This is a genomic window from Pseudomonas chlororaphis, from assembly GCA_001023535.1.
Classification (GTDB): Bacteria; Pseudomonadota; Gammaproteobacteria; order Pseudomonadales; family Pseudomonadaceae; genus Aquipseudomonas; species Aquipseudomonas chlororaphis_E.
The window spans coordinates 4423140-4441336 of the sequence record CP011020.1; the positions used below are offsets into that span (position 1 = coordinate 4423140).

Here is an 18197-nt window from a genome sequence, read left to right on the forward strand (position 1 = left end):
GCGTTCTACCTCAGTTTCAGGGTGGCAAGGCCGATCAGCACCAGAATCACGGTGATGATCCAGAAACGGACGATCACGCGCGGCTCGGGCCAGCCCTTGAGTTCAAAGTGGTGGTGAATCGGCGCCATGCGGAATACGCGGCGGCCGGTCAATTTAAACGACGCAACCTGAATGACGACTGACAGGGTTTCCATCACGAACACGCCGCCCATGATGAACAGGACGATTTCCTGGCGGACGATGACGGCGATGGTGCCCAGGGCCGCGCCCAGCGCCAGCGCGCCGACGTCACCCATGAAGACTTGTGCCGGGTAGGTGTTGAACCACAGGAAGCCCAGGCCGGCACCGATCAGCGCGCCGCAGAACACGATCAGCTCGCCCGCCCCCGGTACATAAGGGATCAGCAGGTATTCGGCGAATTTCACGTTACCCGACAGGTAGCAGAAGATCCCCAACGCGCCGCCGACCATCACCGTCGGCATGATCGCCAGGCCGTCGAGGCCATCGGTGAGGTTGACCGCGTTGCTCGAACCGACGATGACCAGGTAGGTCAGCACGATGAAGCCGGCGCCCAGTGGAATGCTGTAGTCCTTGAGCATCGGCAGGATCAGGGTGGTTTCCACCGGCGAAGCAGCGGTCATATAAAGGAAGATCGCCGCGCCGAGGCCAAACACCGATTGCCAGAAATACTTCCAGCGACTGGGCAGCCCACGGGAGTTCTTCTCGATGACCTTGCGGTAGTCATCGACCCAGCCGATGGCACCGAAAAACAGGGTCACCAGCAGCACGACCCAGACATAGCGGTTCGCCAGGTCGGCCCAGAGCAGGGTACTGATGCCAATGGACGACAGGATCAGCGCGCCGCCCATGGTTGGGGTGCCGGATTTGGACAGGTGCGATTGCGGGCCGTCGTTACGCACCGACTGGCCGATCTGCAGGTTCTGCAAGGTGCGGATCATCCACGGGCCCAGGAACAGCGACAACGACAGCGCGGTCAGCACACCCAGGATCCCGCGCAGGGTCAGGTACTGGAAGACCGCGAAGCCTTTGTAGAACTGTTGCAGGTACTCCGCTAGCAGCAGCAGCATTAATGTTTCTCCATACGGGTGCCGCACAGCGCCGCGACGATGTTTTCCATCGCAGCGCTACGCGAGCCCTTGATCAATAAGGTGGTGTTCGGATCCTGCTCCGCGCCCAGCGCCTGGATCAGCTCGGCCTGGGTGGTGAAGTGCCGGGCGTTCTCGCCAAAGGCGGCGACCGCGTGGGCCATCATCGGGCCGACGGCGTACAACGCGTCGACCTTGCCGCGGGCATAGGCCCCCACATCGTGGTGGCCCTGCTGGGCCCAATCGCCCAACTCGCCGATATCTCCCAGTACCAGCACGGTGCGACCGGTAAAACCGGCGAGGATATCCACCGCCGCGCACATGGACGTCGGGTTGGCGTTGTAGGTGTCGTCGATGACCCGCATGCCGTTGCTGGCCAACTGCGCGACGCAACGGCCCTTGACCGGTTGCACCGCGTTCAGCCCGGCGACGATGCCTGGCAGAGACACGCCCAGGGCATGGGCCGCCGCCGCTGCGGCCAGGGCGTTGGCAATGTTATGGGTGCCGAGCAGGTTCAACTGCACCCGCTCGGCCCCGTCGGGGCTGTGCAGGTTGAACGCCGGGCAGCCGCGTGCGTCACGGTCCAGGTCGCTGGCGTAGAAATTGGCGGCGAGGTTGCTCAAGGCAAAGGTCAGCACCTTGCGTTCGCCCGCCCGGGTCTTCCAGATTTCGAAGGCCTTGTCGTCCAGGTTCAGCACGGCGATGCCATCGGCTTGCAGCCCTTCGATGATCTCACCCTTGGCCTCGACGATCTTGTCCGGCCCGCCGAACTCGCCGACGTGGGCGGTCCCGGCATTGTTCAGCACCGCCACGTGCGGCTGGGTCAGGCCCACTGTGTAGGCGATTTCGCCGAGCCGCGAAGCGCCCAGCTCGATGACCGCGGCCGTGTGCTCCGGTGCCAGCTCCAGCAGGGTCAGTGGCACGCCGAGGTCGTTGTTCAGGTTGCCCCGGGTCGCCAGCACCGGCCCACGGGTGCGCAGGATGCTGGCCAGCATTTCCTTGACCGTGGTCTTGCCGCTGGAGCCGGTGATGGCCGCGACCGGGTTGCCATACGCCGCGCGATTCAGCGCACCGAGTTGGCCCAGGGCCTGGCGCGTGTCGTCGACCAGCAACTGTGGCAGCGCGCTGTTGGTCACTTCGCGCTCGACCAGCGCCGCGACTGCACCTTTGGTCGCTACGTCGTTCAGGTAATCGTGGCCGTCGAAGCGCGGGCCGGTCAGGGCGACGAACAACTGGCCCGGCACAATGGCCCGGCTGTCGATGCTGACGCCGTTGAAGGTGGCGTCCGCGGCGATGAGGCGCGCATTCAGGGCGCTGGTCAATTCGCTGAGCGTCAGGGCCTTAAGCATGGGCCACCTCCCACGCGGTCAGGGCGTGATCCGCTTCCACCAGGTCGGAGAAGGCATGGCGCACGCCGTTGATTTCCTGGTAGTCCTCGTGGCCCTTGCCGGCCAGCACGATCACGTCGTCCGCCGAAGCGCCGGCGATCAACTGGGCGATGGCCTGGCCGCGACCGGCCACGAAGGTGACGTTATCCGCCACCGAGAATCCGGCACGGATGTCGTCGAAAATCTGCAACGGGTTTTCGGTCCGTGGGTTGTCATCGGTGACCAGCACGCCGTCGGCCAGCCGCTCGACCACTTCGGCCATCAGCGGGCGCTTGCCGCGATCGCGATCGCCGCCGCAGCCGAACAGGCACAGCAACTTGCCCTTGGCATGGGGCCGCAGGGCCATCAAAACTTTTTCCAGCGCATCGGGCGTATGGGCGTAGTCGACCACCACCAGCGGTTGCGTGCCGCCACCCAGGCGCTGCATGCGCCCGGCCGGGCCTTCGAGCTTGGGCAGGACCTTGAGGATTTCGTCCAGCGCGTAGTCCAGGCCCAGCAAGGCGCCGATGGCGGCCAGTACGTTGCTCAGGTTGAAGCGACCGAGCAAGGTGCTGCGCAAATGGTGTTCGCCCTGGGGCGTGACCAACGTGGCGCGCACGCCCTCGTCATCGAACTGGGCCTGGCGTACATAGAGGTAGGCACCCGCGTCTTCCAGGCTGTAGGTGATCAGCCGGGACTCGTGCGAGTCGGCGGCCAGTTGCCGGCCGAACGCGTCGTCGATGTTGATGACCCGGCATTTCAGGTCATTCCAGGCGAAGAGCTTGGCCTTGGCTTCGCCGTAGGCCTGCATGGTGCCGTGGTAGTCCAGGTGATCGCGGGACAGGTTGGTCAGCACGGCGACATCGAACGCCAGCGCGGTCACGCGTCCCTGATCCAGGCCATGGGAGGACACTTCCATCGCGACGGCCTTGGCACCGGCCTTCTTCAGGTCGGCCAGGGTCGCTTGCACGGCGATCGGGTTCGGCGTGGTGTGCAGGCCGCTGGCCAAGGCGCCATGGAACCCGCTGCCCAGGGTTCCGACAATGCCGCAGTGCTGGCCGAGCAGGTCCAGGGCCTGGGCCACCAGTTGGGTCACGCTGGTCTTGCCGTTGGTGCCGGTCACGCCAATCAGGTTCAGGTGGCGGCTCGGGTCGCCATAGAAGCGCCCGGCGATGTCCGACAGTTGGGCCGCCAGGCCCTTGACCGGAATCAGCGGGACGTCGGTGATCGGCAACACCGTCGCGCCCTGCACTTCATAGGCCACGGCCGCCGCGCCACGCTGGAGGGCGTCGGCGATATGGGCACGGCCATCGAAACGGGCGCCCGGCACCGCCAGGAACAGATCGCCGGCACGCACATTACGACTGTCCAGGGCCAGCTCGCGAATCAGCAGGTCGTGCCCGGCATGGGCAAAAATCTTGTTCAGGCTCAGGGACATCAGCCGCGCCCTCCTTCGGCTTTCAAGGGAACGACCGGTGCGGTACTGGCTTGCTGCGTCGGCGGCAGGTTATCCGGGGTGATGTTCATCAGGCGCAGGGTGCCGGACATCACTTTGCTGAACACCGGCGCCGAAACCAGGCCACCGAAGTAACCAGCCTTGCTCGGTTCGTCGATGACCACGACGATGGCGTAGCGCGGATCGCTCATCGGACCGAAGCCGGCAAACAACGAACGGTAGGAGTTCTCGGCATAGCCCTTGGTGCCCACGGAAGTCTTGCGGGCCGTACCGGATTTACCGGCGACATGGTACGCCGGCACCTGGGCACGGAAGACGCCCCGGGGCGCCTCGATCACCTGTTGCAGCATGCCCTGCATGGTCTTCGCGACGTTCTCCGGGATCACCTGGGTGGTCTGCGGGGCCTTGTCGGTCTTGATCAGGGTCAGCGGCGCGATGCGCCCGTTGTTCGCCAGCGCGGAAAACGCGTGGACCAACTGGATCGCTGTCACCGAAACGCCGTAGCCGTAGGACAGCGTGGCCGTCTCGGCCTTGCGCCAGTCGCGGTAGTTGGGCAGGTTGCCGACCCGTTCGCCCGGGAAGCCCAGGCCGGTGTCCTGGCCGAGGCCGATCTTCTGCGCCAGGCGGTAGATGGTCTCGCCGCCAATGTCGAAGGCGATCTTGCTCATGCCCACGTTACTGGAGTTGATCAGGATGCCGGTCAGGTCGAGCACCGGGCCTTCGGTCTTGGACACGTCACGAATGGTGTATTTGCCGATCTGCAAAGTGCCTGGGTACACCTCGACGGTATCGCTCGGCTTCCAGCGACCGGTTTCCAGGGCGGCGGCCATCGACACGGCCTTCATGGTCGAACCCGGCTCGAATACGTCGATCATCGCGCGGTTGCGCATCATCGCCGGCTGCAGGTTGCGACGGTTGTTCGGGTTGTAGGTCGGCTGGTTGACCATGGCCAGGATCTCGCCGGTCTTCACGTCCATGATCACCAGGCTGCCGGCCTTGGCACCGTTCTCGACGATGGCATTGCGCAGTTCGCGGTTGGCCAGGTATTGCAGGCGCAGGTCAATGGACAACGCCAAGGGCTTGCCGGCCTTGGCGTTTTTGGTGACCTGGACATCCTTGATCAGCCTGCCGCGCCGATCCTTGATGACCTGGCGCTTGCCGGCGACGCCAGCGAGCCATTCATCGTAGGCCAGCTCGACCCCTTCGCGGCCGCGGTCATCGATGTCGGTAAAGCCGACCATATGGGCCGTGACTTCACCGGCCGGGTAGAACCGCCGGAACTCTTCAATGCCATAGACGCCCGGCACTTTCAGGTCGAGCACGCTCTGGCCTTGCTCAGGCGTCAGCCCGCGCACCAGGTAGATGAATTCTTTGTTGGCCTGGGCTTCAAGACGTTCGGCCAGGGCCTTGGGGTCCTGCCCGAGGGCGGCTGCCAGCGCTGGCCACTTCTCCTTGGCCAACTGCATTTCCTTGGCGTTGGCCCACAATGTGGTCACAGGGGTACTCACCGCCAACGGCTCGCCATTGCGGTCGGTGATCAGGCCACGGTGGGCCGGGATCGGAATGTGCCGCACGCTGCGCGCGTCGCCTTGCCCCTTGAGGAAGTCACGGTCGACGACCTGCAGGTCGATGATGCGCCAGGAAATCGCCGCCACCATGATCCCGAGCAACCCCAGGACCAGGCGGAACCGCCACGGGAACAATGCCCCTTCGAGCTTCATCATGGCGCCACCATCTGCACTTCGGCAGCGCCGGGAATGCGCATTTTCAGTTGTTCGGTGGCCAGTACTTCGATGCGGCTATGGGCGGTCCAGGTGCTCTGCTCCAGGATCAATCGCCCCCACTCGGCCTGCGCCTTGTCGCGCACGCTGAGTTCGTTGTAGAGGGTATTGAGCAACTGCCGGTTCCAGTGCGCGCTATAGGACACGCCGATGGCCGACACGAGCACGCCGATGAACAGCAGCAGCATGAAAAAGCTGCCGCCTGGCAGGGGCTTGGCGAAGAGCTTGCTCACCGCAACTTCTCCGCGACACGCATGACCGCACTGCGGGCACGCGGGTTGGCCTTGAGTTCGGCTTCGGAGGCGAACTGCGCCTTGCCGTGGATCTTGATTTTCGGCACAAAGGCTTCGAAACGCACCGGCAGGTTGCGTGGCAGATTATCGGCCTCGCCCTTGGTGAGCTTGCGCATGAACAGCTTGACGATGCGATCTTCCAGGGAGTGGAAGCTGATCACCACCAGCCGGCCGCCGACTTCCAGGGCGTCGAGCGCCGCTTCGAGGCCGGCCTCGAGGTCGCCCAGTTCATTATTGACGTGAATGCGCAAACCCTGGAAAGCCCGGGTCGCCGGGTTCTTGCCCTTCTCCCAGGCTGGGTTGGCAACCTTGAGCACCTCGGCCAGATCGCCAGTGCGTTCGAAAGGCTTGATGTCGCGGCGCTCGACCACGGCACGAGCCATGCGCCCGGAGAAACGCTCTTCACCGTATTCCTTGAAGACGCGGGCGATTTCTTCTACCGAGGCGGTGTTGACGAATTCGGCGGCGCTGATGCCCCGGGACGGGTCCATGCGCATGTCCAGCGGGCCGTCGTTGAGGAAACTGAAACCGCGCTCCGGGTCGTCCAACTGCGGCGAAGACACGCCCAGGTCGAGCAACACGCCACTGACCTTGCCGGCCAGGCCGCGCCCAGCGACCTCCGCGCCCAGCTCGGCAAAGCTGCGCTGCACAACGACAAAGCGGCCGTCTTCGGCCGCCAGCGCTTGCCCGGTGGCAATCGCTTGAGGATCTTTGTCGAATCCCAGCAGGCGACCACCCGGCCCCAGCTGGCTGAGGATCAACCGGCTGTGCCCGCCGCGACCGAACGTGCCGTCCAGATAGCAGCCATCAGGACGTACCGCGAGCGCCTCGACGGCCTCGTCAAGCAGTACGGTGATGTGGTTAAAGCCGCTATCAGTAGTCACAGGATCAAATCACGCAGTTCGTCAGGCATGGCGCCCGGTTGTTGAATAGCAGCAAGGTCAGCGGCAGAAACCGCATTCCAGGCATCTTCGTCCCATAGCTGGAACTTGTTCAGCTGGCCGACCAGCATCGCGCGCTTGTCCAACTTGGCGTATTCGCGCAGACGCGGTGGAACCAGGAAACGACCGCTGCCGTCGAGCTCGAGATCGACGGCATTACCGATCAGCAAACGCTGCAGCCGGCGGTTTTCTTCACGCAGCGAAGGCAGTGCGCGCAGTTTGGTTTCGATGATTTCCCACTCATCCAGAGGGTAAACGCACAGACATGGGTCAACGGCGTCGATCGTGACGATTAATTGTCCCGAACTTCGCGAAACGAGCTCGTCACGATACCGGCTCGGCATGGCGAGACGGCCTTTTGCATCGAGACTGATAGCGTTGGCTCCGCGAAACACGTCAGCGTTTCTCCACTTTTTGGCGTTTTACCTTCAAAAAAACCCACTTCATGCCACTTTCCGCCACTTGCGCACACTATAGGAATGCGCCCACCGCACCGTCAAGGCACGGATTGCAGGAAAAGCCTTATAGATCGGAGATTTAGGAGCGTTTCAGAAGGGTTAACGGGAATCTGACGTAGGAATTTTCACCCCAACCCGAGCAGGCACAGGAAGCTGCGCGCACAAGTTAAAGTGATTTATTAAGAGTAAGATTTTTTTGGTCTTAGGAATTGCGTCTGCCAGTGATTCAGGCAGGAAGGGAAAAGGTGGAGAGTCGATCTGTAAGCCGGGTTCTGTCTTGAACAGTCATTCGTCTACGATGGCCATCACTGGACATCTTTAGCAACCTACCCGGTCCCAGCGCGGGCCACGCCTTGGGACCCTATTTGGTCTTGCTCCAAGTGGGGTTTACCTAGCCACGAACTGTTGCCAGCCGTGCGGTGCGCTCTTACCGCACCTTTTCACCCTTACCGGCGCCGAAACGCTTAGGCGGTTATTTTCTGTGGCACTTTCCGTAGGCTCACGCCTCCCAGGCATTACCTGGCACTTCGCCCTATGGAGCCCGGACTTTCCTCCCCCCTCTAATTCTCATAGAGGGCAGCGACTGTCCGATCGACTCTCCGCCGCGAAGGTTAACGGTAGAGCGCCCGAAGAACAAGCGCTAAAAGCCTTTGGCCAGCCCGGCGCCCCGGTTTCATTGCCCCTTCTGTTTATCCAGCGCGACCTGGTACAACACGTTCTTGCGCTCGCCGGTAATCTGCGCCGCGAGGGCAGCGGCGCGCTTGAGCGGCATTTCCTCCAGCAGCAGGTCGAGGATGCGCATCGCTTCGCTGCTGACCGCATCTTCACTGTCCGGCGGCGTCCAGCCCGCCACCAGCACGACGCACTCGCCGCGCTGCTGGTTGCTGTCGCTTTCGACGAAGGCGCGCAACTGCGCCAGGGGTAAGCCTTTGAGTGTCTCGAAGGTCTTGGTCAATTCGCGGGCCAGCAACGCCGGCCGCTCGGCACCGAATACCAGCTCCATGTCCTGCAGGCATTCGAGGATGCGGTGCGGCGCTTCATAGAAGATCAGCGTGCGCGGCTCTTCCTTTATAGCCTCCAGGCGCGCCCGACGCCCCACCGCCTTGGCCGGCAGAAAGCCTTCGAAGATGAAACGATCCGACGGCAGGCCCGCCGCCGACAATGCCGCGATCAAGGCGCACGCCCCCGGCACCGGCACCACGTTGATGCCGGCGGCGCGGGCCTGGCGTACCAGGTGATAGCCTGGGTCGGAAATCAGCGGCGTGCCCGCGTCGGAGATCAGCGCGACGTTGTCACCGGCCAACAGCCGGGTAATGAAACGGCTGCCTTCGTCTCGCTCGTTGTGCTCATGGCAGGCCGCCAATGGCGTGGAGATGCCGAAATGCTGCAGCAGGCGCAGGGAATGGCGCGTGTCTTCGGCGGCGATGAGGGCCACGTCCTGCAGGATTTTCAGCGCCCGGGCGCTGATATCGTCCAGGTTGCCGATGGGCGTCGCCACCACATAAAGCGAGCCGGCAGCGGAATTCAAAGCACCTGGAGCAGTCAAAACGCACACCTCATGATCGGTAAAAGCCGCCATTGTAGCGTGTGCAGGACGTCTCGGCTGTTCACGTAAGCCGTTGTGGCGAGGGAGCTTGTTCCCGCACCACAGGGCAATACCTGTCTTTTGTGCTGCACCGCACTCTTTGAAATACCTAAATTGACCGATTCACGCCACTAACATCGCGCCCCGGCCAGTGCTTGGGTACAATTCGACGCTAATTTGATCTCGTATCAGGAACACTTACATGATCGCTTGCCTGCGGCTGTTCTCCGCCCTCTGCCTCGCTGCCCTCCTGGCGGCCTGCGCCAGCTCGCCCTCCTCCAGCCTTGGCGAACTTCCACGGACCCCGGATGCCAGTATCGAGCAGTTGCTCGAACAGGCCGCCCAAAGCAAAACGCCGGAAAAAGCCGCGCTGCTGCGCCTGAGCGCCGCCGACCTGGCCTACCGCCAGGGCAATGCCGGCCAGTCCGCGCAGATCCTGCAACAAGTACCGATGGAACAACTCAAGCCCGGCCAGCAGATTTTCGCCAGCACGCTGTCGGCCGAACTGGCGATGACCCGCAACCAGCCCAAGGCCGCCCTGACGGCACTGAGCCATCCTAGCCTGCAACACCTGAGCGAAATGCCGGTGGAGCAACAGGTCCGCACCGGCACCGTACGTGCCCGCGCCCTGGAGGCCGATGGCCAGACTCTGGCCGCCGCCAAGGAACGCATCTTCATCGCGCCCCTGCTGGAGAACGACGCGGCGGCAAAGAACCACGAAGCCATCTGGTCGCTGATCGCCTCGCTGCCCACCGACCAACTGCAACCGACCTCCAACGATGACCTGGGTGGCTGGCTGAGCCTGGCCCAGGCGGTGAAGACTGCCGGCACCCTGGAACAGCAGCAGGCGGCCATCGATCACTGGCGCGAACAGAATCCAAAGCACCCCGCCGCCCTTCAGCTGCCGACGCCACTGGTCAAGCTCAAGGCGCTGGCGAGCCAGCCGCTGAGCAAGATCGCCCTGCTGCTGCCGCAGAACGGCCCGCTGGCCTCGGTCGCCAAGGCGCTGCGCGAGGGTTTCCTGGCCGCCCATTATCAGGCCCAACAAGCCGGGCAGAACCCGCCGGCCATCCAGCTGTATGACAGCTCCAGCCTGACCTCCATGGACGAGTTCTACCGCAAGGCCCAGGCCGACGGCGTGCAATTGGTGGTCGGCCCGCTGGAGAAACCCCTGGTCAAGCAGATCAGCGCCCGCGCGCAATTGCCGATCACTACCCTGGCGCTGAACTACAGCGAAGGCGAGCAAGGTCCCGCCCAACTGTTCCAGTTCGGCCTGGCGCCTGAGGATGAAGCCCGCGAAGTGGCCCGTCGCGCTCGCGCCGACGGTCTGCACCGCGCCGCCGTCATGGTGCCGAAGGGTGAATGGGGCGACCGCGTCCTGAAAGCCTTCAGCCAGGACTGGCAGGGCAACGGCGGCACCATCATCGCCACTGAGCGCGTTGACCAACCGGTGCAACTGGCCCAGCAGATCGCCGACATGTTCCAACTGCGCCAGAGCGAAGGTCGCGCCAAGAGCCTGCAGAACACCGTGGGCACCAACGTTGCCGCCCAGCCGTCCCGCCGCCAGGACATCGAGTTCATCTTCCTGGCGTCGACGCCGCAGCAGGCCCAGCAGATCAAGCCGACCCTGAACTTCCAATACGCCGGTGACGTGCCGGTCTACGCGACGTCCCAGGTGTTCAGCGCCAGCGGCGACCAGAACCAGTACAACGACATGAACGGCATTCGCTTCTGCGAGACGCCATGGTTGCTCGACGCCAACGATCCGCTGCGCAAGCAGGTCACCGCCCAGTGGCCGCAGGCCGGTGGCAGCCTGGGCCGCCTGTACGCGATGGGTGTGGACGCCTACCGCCTGGCACCTCGCCTGGGCCAGCTCAAGGCACTGCCGGACAGCCGCATCGAAGGCCTGTCGGGCAGCCTGGCCGTGTCCCCGTCCCAACGCATTCAACGCCAGTTGCCGTGGGCCCAGTTCGTCAACGGCCAGGTACAGCGCTTGCCGGACACCCAGCGCTGATGCCCGACCGATCACGCCAGCAAAGCGGACGGGATGCCGAGGGCCAGGCCCTCGCGCATCTCCAGCAACAGGGCCTGCGGCTGGTCGCGCAGAACTGGTTGTGCAAACGCGGCGAGCTTGATCTGGTCATGCTTGACGGCGATACAGTAGTATTCGTTGAAGTTCGCTACAGAAAAAATACCCAATGGGGTGGTGCGCTCGACAGCATCGACGCGCGCAAGCGCCAGAAGCTGGTCTTCGCTGCACAGTATTTCCTGCAACGCGAATCTCGCTGGGCCGATCACCCCTGCCGCTTCGACGTGGTTGCCATCGACAGCGACGCCGATCAGCTGAACTGGCTGCAGAACGCTTTCGACAGTTGAACGGTCGACGCCCATGGCCAGCCGAGCCGGAAACCTTCACTCAACTTATTGCTCTTTGCTTTGCGGGCCGCACATGTTTGTGCCGATAAGCCGCGCTACTTAAGGTCACACAGATGGACATGCAATCGCGAATTCGCCAGCTTTTTCAGGCCAGTATCGACACCAAGCAACAGGCGATGGACGTACTTGCACCACACATCGAGCAAGCCAGCCAGGTGATGGTCAACGCCCTGCTCAACGAGGGCAAGATGCTGTCGTGCGGCAACGGCGGCTCGGCCGGCGACGCCCAGCACTTCTCGTCCGAACTGCTCAACCGCTTCGAGCGCGAGCGCCCGAGCCTGCCAGCCATCGCGCTGACGACCGACAGCTCGACGATCACCTCGATCGCCAACGACTACAGCTACAACGAAGTCTTCTCCAAACAGATCCGCGCCTTGGGCCAACCTGGCGATGTGCTGCTGGCGATTTCCACCAGCGGCAACTCCGCCAACATTATTCAAGCGATCCAGGCCGCACATGATCGCGAAATGATTGTCGTAGCATTGACCGGTCGCGACGGCGGCGGCATGGCTTCACTGCTGCTGCCTGAGGATGTCGAGATCCGCGTACCGGCCAAAGTCACCGCACGTATCCAGGAAGTCCATCTGCTGGCGATCCACTGTCTCTGCGACCTGATCGACAGCCAAATATTCGGGAGTGAAGAATGACCCCTAATCGCCTGGGCCTTCTGGCCCTGACCCTGTGCCTCGGCATCAGCGGCTGCACCTCGGTGGTTAATGCCAGCCGGGAGAAGCCGATCGAGGACGACCGTGGTACCCGTACCTTCGGCAGCAAGATCGACGACTCGCTGATCGAAACCAAGGCCGGCGTGAACATCGCCAAGGCCGACCCGGACCTGGACAACAACTCGCACATCGTCGTGACCAGCTTCAACGGCGTTGTGCTGCTGGCCGGCCAGACCCCGCGCGCCGACCTCAAGGCCAAGGCCGAACAGGCCGCCAGCTCGGTGCAGCGGGTCAAGACCGTTCACAACGAACTGCAGGTCCTGCAACCGTCTTCGCTGCTGGCCCGCCAGAACGATGCCTGGCTGACCACCAAGATCAAGACCCAGATGCTCACCGACGCCAGCATTCCTGGCTCGCGGATCAAGGTTGTGACTGAGAATGGCATCGTTTATCTGCTGGGCTTGCTGACCAAGCAGGAAGCCGCCCAGGCGACCAATCTGGTGCAAGGGGTGTCTGGGGTGCAGAAGATTGTGAAGTTGTTTGAGTATATTGACTGAGGGGAGTGGCGGTTCTTGATGCTGCGCTTGGTTTGACTGGAAAAACGGTGCTTCTTTATAAGGGGGGCGCCGTTTTTTTGAGGGAGTGGTTTGTGTGAATATCCGTTTCTTCGGTAACGGCTGCTTGGGGTTCCGCCCTTACGGCGGGTCACTTTTGGAAGAGCCCGGAGTGCCGGCCAGCCAAAAGTAACCAAAAGCGCTTTGCCCCACCACTGGGCACCTCGCCTAGGCTCGGTGTTCCCTCACTCCGGCATTGCTCCGTGGGCCCGCCGCGAAGGGCCATCCATGACCCAGCGCGGCTATCCCGGCATCCATGCCGGGATGCCCACTGCGCAATGCCTGCGTTCGGCCCTTGTGTTTATGGGGCGCCTAAGATCAAAAGCAAAAGCAAAAGCCAGAGCAGGAGCGAGGCGGCCTAATGGCTGACCTGACTTTCCGGCTGCACCTCAATCCAACTGTGGGAGCGAGCTTGCTCGCGATTGCAGTGTGTCAGCCAACATCAATACTGCTGACCTGACGCTATCGCGAGCAAGCTCGCTCCCACAGAGGGCTAGGCTGAATACCAAGCGCCAAATGATGCCGCGAGCCTTCCAGGTCGAATGCGAGTTCGTTGGCCATGGCGTCCGCCGAGGACAGGGTTTCGCTCAGATTGGCGAGCAAGCATTCGTTATCGAGGCCTTTCACGACGGTGAATACCTGGCCCGGTTTTGGTTCGTCTTGGGACTTATCCAACTTCGGCAGCAAGTAGTGATCAAGCACGCGTTGGGTGGTTTCGTCTTGCTGCTTGGCTTTGGATTTTGCGGACGGCGAGGAAGGCACAGCCCTCCCCTGTGGCGAGGGAGCTTGCTCCCGCTCGGCGGCGTAGCCGTCGTGGGGCGGGTTCAGGTGGTTTTCCTGAAAGAAGGCGTCCTTGGTTTTGGGACGGCTTTGCCGCCCAGCGGGAGCAAGCTCCCTCGCCACAGGGGGTGGGTGTCGCAATCCTAGGCTGCGTTCGACCACGGCATTCGATTTACTGGAAATACACCCTGAGAGATTGGTGGCTGTCAGACCGTCTTCGCGAGCAAGCTCGCTCCCACAGGATTCAGCTACGGCCGGAAAAGTCAGACCGACCGTTAGGCCGCCTCGCTTTGGCTTGGCTTTGGCTTGGCTTTGGCTTTGGCTTTGGCTTTGGCTTTGGCTTTGGCTTTGGCTTTGGCTTTGGCTTTGGCTTTGGCTTTGGCTTTGGCTTTGGCTTTGGCTTTGGCTTTGGCTTTGGCTTTGGCTCTGGCTCTGGCTCTGGCTCTGGCTTTTGATCTTAGACGCCCCATTAACCACAAGGGCCGAACGCAGGCATTGCGTAATGGGCATCCCGGCATGGATGCCGGGATAGCCGCGCTGGGTCATGGATGACCCTTCGCGGCGGGCCCACGGAGCAATGCCGGAGTGAGGGAACACCGAGCCTTGGCGAGGTGCCCAGTGGTGGGGCAAGAGCGCTTTGGTTACTTTCGCGCTTTTCGAAAGTGACCCGCCGTAAGGGCGGAACCCTAAGCAGCCGTTACCGCAGAAACGGATCTACACACCAACCAATCAAAAACCGGCGCCCCGCTACTTCACCACCTTAAGACTAGGCCGCCCACTAGGCCGTGGCGGCTCATCATCCGGCGGCAAGTCCTCGTCGGCCTCGAAGGCCTCCTCGCCGTCCAGCGGCGTTTCGAGCTCGAACACCATGCCCTGGCCGTTCTCCCGAGCATAAATCCCCAGGATCGCGGCGATAGGCACGAACAGCGTGTGCGGCACGCCCCCAAAGCGCCCTTCGAAACTCACGGCGTCGTTGTCCATGTGCAGATGGCGCACGGCAGCCGGCGAAACGTTCAGGACAATCTGCCCGTCATTGGCAAACCCCTGTGGCACCTGCACCGATGGATACTCGGCGTTGACCAGCATGTGCGGGGTACAGTCATTGTCCACAATCCACTCGTAGAGCGCGCGGACCAGATAAGGTCGACTGGAGTTCATAGCGGCTCCTTAAGCCTTAGCGCATGTCGCGTTCGACGCCAGACAGACTCGCCTGGAAAGCCTCACGCGCGAATTGGCGCTCCATATAATCAAGCAGCGGCTTGGCAGGCCGCGGCAGTTCGATACCCAGGACAGGCAATCGCCAGAGTATGGGTAATAGGCAGCAATCCACCAGACTTTGTTCCTCACTGAGAAAGAACGGCTTGTCGATGAACAGCGGCGATACGCCCGTCAGGCTTTCACGCAACTCTTTACGAGCCACGACCCGCGCAGGCTCCTTGGTCCGTGGGTCCAGGATCTGGTCCACCAACCCGCACCAGTCTCGCTGGATGCGATGCATCAGCAAACGACTGTTGGCACGCGCGACAGGGTACACCGGCAGCAAAGGCGGATGCGGATAACGCTCATCCAGGTATTCCATCACCACGGTCGACTCCCACAACGCCAGGTCGCGATCGACCAGCGTAGGCAGGCTGCCGTAAGGGTTCACCTCGATCAGTTTTGGCGGCTGACGGCCCGCTTCGACGTAGATGATCTCGGCGCTGACACCCTTCTCGGCCAGTACGATGCGTACCCGGTGGGAATAGTGGTCGGCGGGGTCGGAGTAGCAGGCCAACCGATTGGTCACGCCCATGGCGATCCTCCTCGCTTGTAGAAATTTTCGAAAAACGGAAAAACGAGCGCGCCCAGAGGGCGCCTCCCGTAACGCCTGGCCGACCAGGCTCGTTACACTTTCAGAGACGCCCTTGGGCGCGCACGATTAACAGCAACGGCTTACAGCTTACAGCTTTATCAATGCACGTCTTTCCAGTATTCACGCTTGAGCAGGTAAGCGAATACGAAGAAGAACGCCAGGTACAGCAATACATACGTACCGATGCGCTGATGCTCCAGCTTCACCGGGTTGGCCGAGTAGGCCAGGAAGGTCACCAGGTTCTTGACCTTCTCGTCGAACTGCTCAGGGGTCAAGGTGCCGCTGTTCGGCACGATGGTCAACTGATCGCAGGCTTCGTGAGTCAAGGCGGTGCCGGTCAACGGGTCGAATTGCTTCTTGCCGTTCTCGACGATCTGCACCTGTTTGCAGCCTACCACTTGGCGACCCTGCAGGCCGACCAGGACGTTAGGCATGCCGACGTTCGGGAAGACCTTGTTGTTCACGCCCCATGGACGCGCAGGATCTTCGTAGAACGACCGCAGGTAGCCGTAGAGCCAGTCGGTGCCACGCACTCGCGCCACCAGGGTCAGGTCGGGCGGCGCCGCGCCGAACCAGGTCTTGGCATCCGAAGGCTGCATGCCGACGGTCATGTGATCGCCCAGCTTGGCACCGGTGAACACCAGCTTCTCCAGCATCACTTCGTGGGGAATGCCCAAGTCATCGGCCACACGCTCGTAACGTTGGAACTTGGCGCTGTGGCAGCCCATGCAGTAGTTGGCGAACGTACGCGCGCCGTCCTGCATGGCGGCTTTGTCGGAAACGTCGATGTCGACTTTTTCCAGCTCAGGACCACCGTGTTCAGCCGCGAAGGACAGTACAGGCATGGCAGCAAGAATCAGTACAGCAAATAGCTTTTTCATCAGCCAGTCACCCTTTCCGGAACCGGTTTGGTCTTCTCGAGCCTGGTATAGAACGGCATCAGAATGAAGTAGGCGAAGTACAGGAAGGTGCACACCTGCGAAAGCAGCGTACGTTCCGGTGTCGGTGCCAGTACGCCCAGCACACCCAGGATCACGAACGAGATGCAGAACACCACCAGCCAGATTTTGCTCAGCCAGCCTTTGTAGCGCATCGACTTGACCGGACTGCGGTCCAGCCACGGCAGGACGAACAGCACGGCGATGGCCGCGCCCATGGCGATAACACCCAGCAGCTTGTCCGGAATCGCCCGCAAGATCGCGTAGAACGGCGTGAAGTACCAGACCGGGGCAATGTGCTCAGGGGTCTTGAAGGCGTTCGCCTGTTCGAAGTTCGGCTTCTCGAGGAAATACCCACCCATCTCCGGGAAGAAGAACACGATGGAGCAGAAGATGAACAGGAAGACCACCACACCAACGATGTCCTTCACGGTGTAGTACGGGTGGAAGGCGATGCCGTCCAGCGGTACGCCGTTTTCGTCCTTGTGTTTCTTGATGTCCACGCCGTCCGGGTTGTTCGAGCCGACTTCGTGCAGCGCCAGGATGTGCAGCACCACCAGGCCAAGGATCACGATCGGCAGGGCGACCACGTGCAGGGCGAAGAAGCGGTTCAGGGTGATGCCGGAGATCAGGTAGTCACCACGAATCCACTGGGTCAGGTCGTTGCCGATGACCGGGATCGCACCGAACAGCGAGATGATCACCTGGGCGCCCCAGTAGGACATCTGGCCCCACGGTAGCAGGTAGCCCATGAAGGCCTCGGCCATCAGCGCCAGGTAGATCAGCATGCCGAAGACCCACACCAGCTCACGCGGTTTCTGGTACGAACCGTAGAGCAGGCCACGGAACATGTGCAGATAGACCACGATGAAGAACGCCGAGGCGCCGGTGGAGTGCAGCAGACGCAGGATCGAACCGTACTCGACGTCGCGCATGATGTATTCGACAGAAGCGAATGCTTCTTCCGCCGACGGGGTGTAGCTCATGGTCAGCCAGACACCGGTGACGATCTGGTTGACCAGAACGAGCAGCGCCAGGGAGCCAAAGAAGTAGAAGAAGTTGAAGTTTTTTGGAGCGTAGTACTTGCTGAGATGGTCTTCCCACATCTTGGTCGCGGGAAAGCGCGCATCAACCCAATCCATTAGCTTGCTCATCACGCTTTCTCCGTATCGACGCCGATGACAATGATGTCGTCGGTCTCATAGGAATGCGGGGGAACTGGCAGGTTCAACGGTGCAGGCTGCGACTTGTAGACGCGACCGGCCAGGTCATAGTGGGAGCCGTGGCAAGGGCAGAAATAGCCACCGACCCAATCCTTGCCCAGGTCGGCCGGGGCCACTTCGGGACGGAACGTTGGCGAGCAACCCAGGTGCGTGCAGATCCCGATCAGTAGCAGGACTTCCGGCTTGATCGAACGCGTTTCAGGATTGACGTATTCCGGTTGGACCGAGTTCTTGGAGGATGGGTCGGACAGCTGACCCTCGATCTTTTTCAGATTCCCCAGGATTTCCTCTGTACGGCGGACGATGAACACCGGCTGGCCGCGCCACTCAGCAATCATCTGCTGGCCTGGCTCGATCTTGCTGACATTCACTTTCACCGGTGCACCTGCAGCTTTCGCCTTGGCACTGGGAAACCATGACCCCACGAACGGGACCGCAGCCCCCACCGCTCCTGCAGCACCCACCACGGATGTGGCTGCTACCAGGAAGCGACGCCGGCCTGCATTCACGCCGTCATTGCTCATTCAGTCCTCTCCCATCAGCTTTGTGGCCTGTTAGATCAGGCGTCTACTAAGTAAAAATCTGAACTTATAAAAATTTTGCCGAATGGTAATGAAAAGCCCCAATTCTGACAAGGTAATTACCAAGCGGCCAAACCGCTAAGCCTTGTAGTATAGGGGTTCTACGAATGTGGCAAGTTGT

The 18197-nt window shown here is 61.9% G+C and carries 18 protein-coding genes and 1 other RNA gene; 4 read left to right on the top strand and 15 right to left on the bottom strand.

The features are described 5' to 3' along the window. Window positions 1-5: 5 nt before the first annotated feature. The 9 genes from VM99_19385 to VM99_19420 all read right to left on the bottom strand — a co-directional run bounded on the left by VM99_19385 (window position 6) and on the right by VM99_19420 (window position 8981). Window positions 6-1088, bottom strand: a complete 1083-nt coding sequence (locus VM99_19385) for a phospho-N-acetylmuramoyl-pentapeptide-transferase (GenBank protein ID AKK00128.1) — start codon at window positions 1086-1088, stop codon at window positions 6-8. Continuing rightward, the gene (locus tag VM99_19390) at window positions 1088-2455 is read right to left on the bottom strand and encodes a UDP-N-acetylmuramoyl-tripeptide--D-alanyl-D-alanine ligase (protein ID AKK00129.1); all 1368 of its coding nucleotides are present in this window, start codon (window positions 2453-2455) and stop codon (window positions 1088-1090) included. Before VM99_19390 ends, VM99_19385 begins: the two co-directional genes overlap by 1 nt. After that, complete coding sequence (locus tag VM99_19395; protein ID AKK00130.1) at window positions 2448-3911, bottom strand: UDP-N-acetylmuramoylalanyl-D-glutamate--2,6-diaminopimelate ligase; 1464 nt, start codon at window positions 3909-3911, stop codon at window positions 2448-2450. Before VM99_19395 ends, VM99_19390 begins: the two co-directional genes overlap by 8 nt. Beyond that, window positions 3911-5653: a cell division protein gene (locus tag VM99_19400; protein ID AKK00131.1), complete on the bottom strand. Its 1743-nt coding sequence runs from the start codon at window positions 5651-5653 to the stop codon at window positions 3911-3913. The genes VM99_19395 and VM99_19400 overlap by 1 nt, the downstream gene beginning before the upstream one ends. Further along, complete coding sequence (locus VM99_19405; GenBank protein ID AKK00132.1) at window positions 5650-5943, bottom strand: cell division protein FtsL; 294 nt, start codon at window positions 5941-5943, stop codon at window positions 5650-5652. Before VM99_19405 ends, VM99_19400 begins: the two co-directional genes overlap by 4 nt. Then, on the bottom strand, window positions 5940-6887 hold the full coding sequence (locus VM99_19410) for a 16S rRNA methyltransferase (GenBank protein AKK00133.1): 948 nt from the start codon (window positions 6885-6887) through the stop codon (window positions 5940-5942). The genes VM99_19405 and VM99_19410 overlap by 4 nt, the downstream gene beginning before the upstream one ends. After that, a complete protein-coding gene (locus VM99_19415; GenBank protein AKK00134.1) occupies window positions 6884-7339 on the bottom strand; it encodes a cell division protein MraZ in 456 nt (151 codons plus the stop codon). Before VM99_19415 ends, VM99_19410 begins: the two co-directional genes overlap by 4 nt. Window positions 7340-7647: 308 nt before the next feature. Continuing rightward, window positions 7648-8001, bottom strand: an RNA gene (locus VM99_27780) — bacterial RNase P. A gap of 74 nt (window positions 8002-8075) precedes the next feature. Beyond that, window positions 8076-8981, bottom strand: coding sequence for a methyltransferase (locus VM99_19420; protein AKK00135.1), 906 nt, complete (start codon window positions 8979-8981; stop codon window positions 8076-8078). Between the two features lie 208 nt (window positions 8982-9189). Between VM99_19420 and VM99_19425 the strand changes: the two genes are divergently transcribed. Beyond that, entirely contained in the window at window positions 9190-11001 is a 1812-nt protein-coding gene (locus VM99_19425) for a lipoprotein (GenBank protein ID AKK00136.1), read from the top strand. Between the two features lie 11 nt (window positions 11002-11012). Here VM99_19425 and VM99_19430 read toward each other — a convergent pair whose 3' ends face one another. Beyond that, the gene (locus VM99_19430) at window positions 11013-11378 is read right to left on the bottom strand and encodes a hypothetical protein (protein ID AKK00137.1); all 366 of its coding nucleotides are present in this window, start codon (window positions 11376-11378) and stop codon (window positions 11013-11015) included. Window positions 11379-11476: 98 nt separating this feature from the next. Here VM99_19430 and VM99_19435 point away from each other — a divergent pair, with 98 nt between their 5' ends. From VM99_19435 to VM99_19445, 3 genes are all read left to right on the top strand, one after another. Then, on the top strand, window positions 11477-12070 hold the full coding sequence (locus VM99_19435) for a DnaA initiator-associating protein DiaA (GenBank protein AKK00138.1): 594 nt from the start codon (window positions 11477-11479) through the stop codon (window positions 12068-12070). Continuing rightward, window positions 12067-12645 carry a phospholipid-binding protein gene (locus tag VM99_19440; GenBank protein ID AKK00139.1) on the top strand — a complete coding sequence of 193 codons (579 nt, stop codon included), beginning with the start codon at window positions 12067-12069 and terminating at the stop codon, window positions 12643-12645. Before VM99_19435 ends, VM99_19440 begins: the two co-directional genes overlap by 4 nt. 573 nt (window positions 12646-13218) lie before the next feature. After that, window positions 13219-13629, top strand: coding sequence for a hypothetical protein (locus tag VM99_19445; protein ID AKK00140.1), 411 nt, complete (start codon window positions 13219-13221; stop codon window positions 13627-13629). Window positions 13630-14229: 600 nt separating this feature from the next. On the opposite strand, the gene VM99_19450 is transcribed toward VM99_19445, so the two are convergent. From VM99_19450 to VM99_19470, 5 genes are all read right to left on the bottom strand, one after another. Then, window positions 14230-14640, bottom strand: coding sequence for a peptidase (locus VM99_19450; protein AKK00141.1), 411 nt, complete (start codon window positions 14638-14640; stop codon window positions 14230-14232). Window positions 14641-14656: 16 nt separating this feature from the next. Continuing rightward, complete coding sequence (locus VM99_19455) at window positions 14657-15274, bottom strand: stringent starvation protein A (protein AKK00142.1); 618 nt, start codon at window positions 15272-15274, stop codon at window positions 14657-14659. Between the two features lie 158 nt (window positions 15275-15432). Continuing rightward, complete coding sequence (locus VM99_19460; GenBank protein ID AKK00143.1) at window positions 15433-16215, bottom strand: cytochrome C; 783 nt, start codon at window positions 16213-16215, stop codon at window positions 15433-15435. Continuing rightward, a complete protein-coding gene (locus VM99_19465; GenBank protein ID AKK00144.1) occupies window positions 16215-17426 on the bottom strand; it encodes a cytochrome B in 1212 nt (403 codons plus the stop codon). Before VM99_19465 ends, VM99_19460 begins: the two co-directional genes overlap by 1 nt. After that, window positions 17426-18019: a ubiquinol-cytochrome C reductase gene (locus tag VM99_19470; protein AKK00145.1), complete on the bottom strand. Its 594-nt coding sequence runs from the start codon at window positions 18017-18019 to the stop codon at window positions 17426-17428. Before VM99_19470 ends, VM99_19465 begins: the two co-directional genes overlap by 1 nt. Window positions 18020-18197: the final 178 nt, after the last annotated feature.

Excerpts from the sequence above, each read along its gene's own strand:
- VM99_19385 (AKK00128.1), bottom strand. The coding sequence starts at position 1,088 with ATGCTGCTGCTGCTAGCGGAGTACCTGCAACAGTTCTACAAAGGCTTC.
- VM99_19390 (AKK00129.1), bottom strand. The coding sequence starts at position 2,455 with ATGCTTAAGGCCCTGACGCTCAGCGAATTGACCAGCGCCCTGAATGCG.
- VM99_19395 (AKK00130.1), bottom strand. The coding sequence starts at position 3,911 with ATGTCCCTGAGCCTGAACAAGATTTTTGCCCATGCCGGGCACGACCTG.
- VM99_19400 (AKK00131.1), bottom strand. The coding sequence starts at position 5,653 with ATGATGAAGCTCGAAGGGGCATTGTTCCCGTGGCGGTTCCGCCTGGTC.
- VM99_19420 (AKK00135.1), bottom strand. The coding sequence starts at position 8,981 with ATGGCGGCTTTTACCGATCATGAGGTGTGCGTTTTGACTGCTCCAGGT.
- VM99_19425 (AKK00136.1), top strand. The coding sequence starts at position 9,190 with ATGATCGCTTGCCTGCGGCTGTTCTCCGCCCTCTGCCTCGCTGCCCTC.
- VM99_19430 (AKK00137.1), bottom strand. The coding sequence starts at position 11,378 with ATGGGCGTCGACCGTTCAACTGTCGAAAGCGTTCTGCAGCCAGTTCAG.
- VM99_19435 (AKK00138.1), top strand. The coding sequence starts at position 11,477 with ATGGACATGCAATCGCGAATTCGCCAGCTTTTTCAGGCCAGTATCGAC.
- VM99_19440 (AKK00139.1), top strand. The coding sequence starts at position 12,067 with ATGACCCCTAATCGCCTGGGCCTTCTGGCCCTGACCCTGTGCCTCGGC.
- VM99_19445 (AKK00140.1), top strand. The coding sequence starts at position 13,219 with ATGATGCCGCGAGCCTTCCAGGTCGAATGCGAGTTCGTTGGCCATGGC.
- VM99_19450 (AKK00141.1), bottom strand. The coding sequence starts at position 14,640 with ATGAACTCCAGTCGACCTTATCTGGTCCGCGCGCTCTACGAGTGGATT.
- VM99_19455 (AKK00142.1), bottom strand. The coding sequence starts at position 15,274 with ATGGGCGTGACCAATCGGTTGGCCTGCTACTCCGACCCCGCCGACCAC.
- VM99_19460 (AKK00143.1), bottom strand. The coding sequence starts at position 16,215 with ATGAAAAAGCTATTTGCTGTACTGATTCTTGCTGCCATGCCTGTACTG.
- VM99_19465 (AKK00144.1), bottom strand. The coding sequence starts at position 17,426 with ATGAGCAAGCTAATGGATTGGGTTGATGCGCGCTTTCCCGCGACCAAG.
- VM99_19470 (AKK00145.1), bottom strand. The coding sequence starts at position 18,019 with ATGAGCAATGACGGCGTGAATGCAGGCCGGCGTCGCTTCCTGGTAGCA.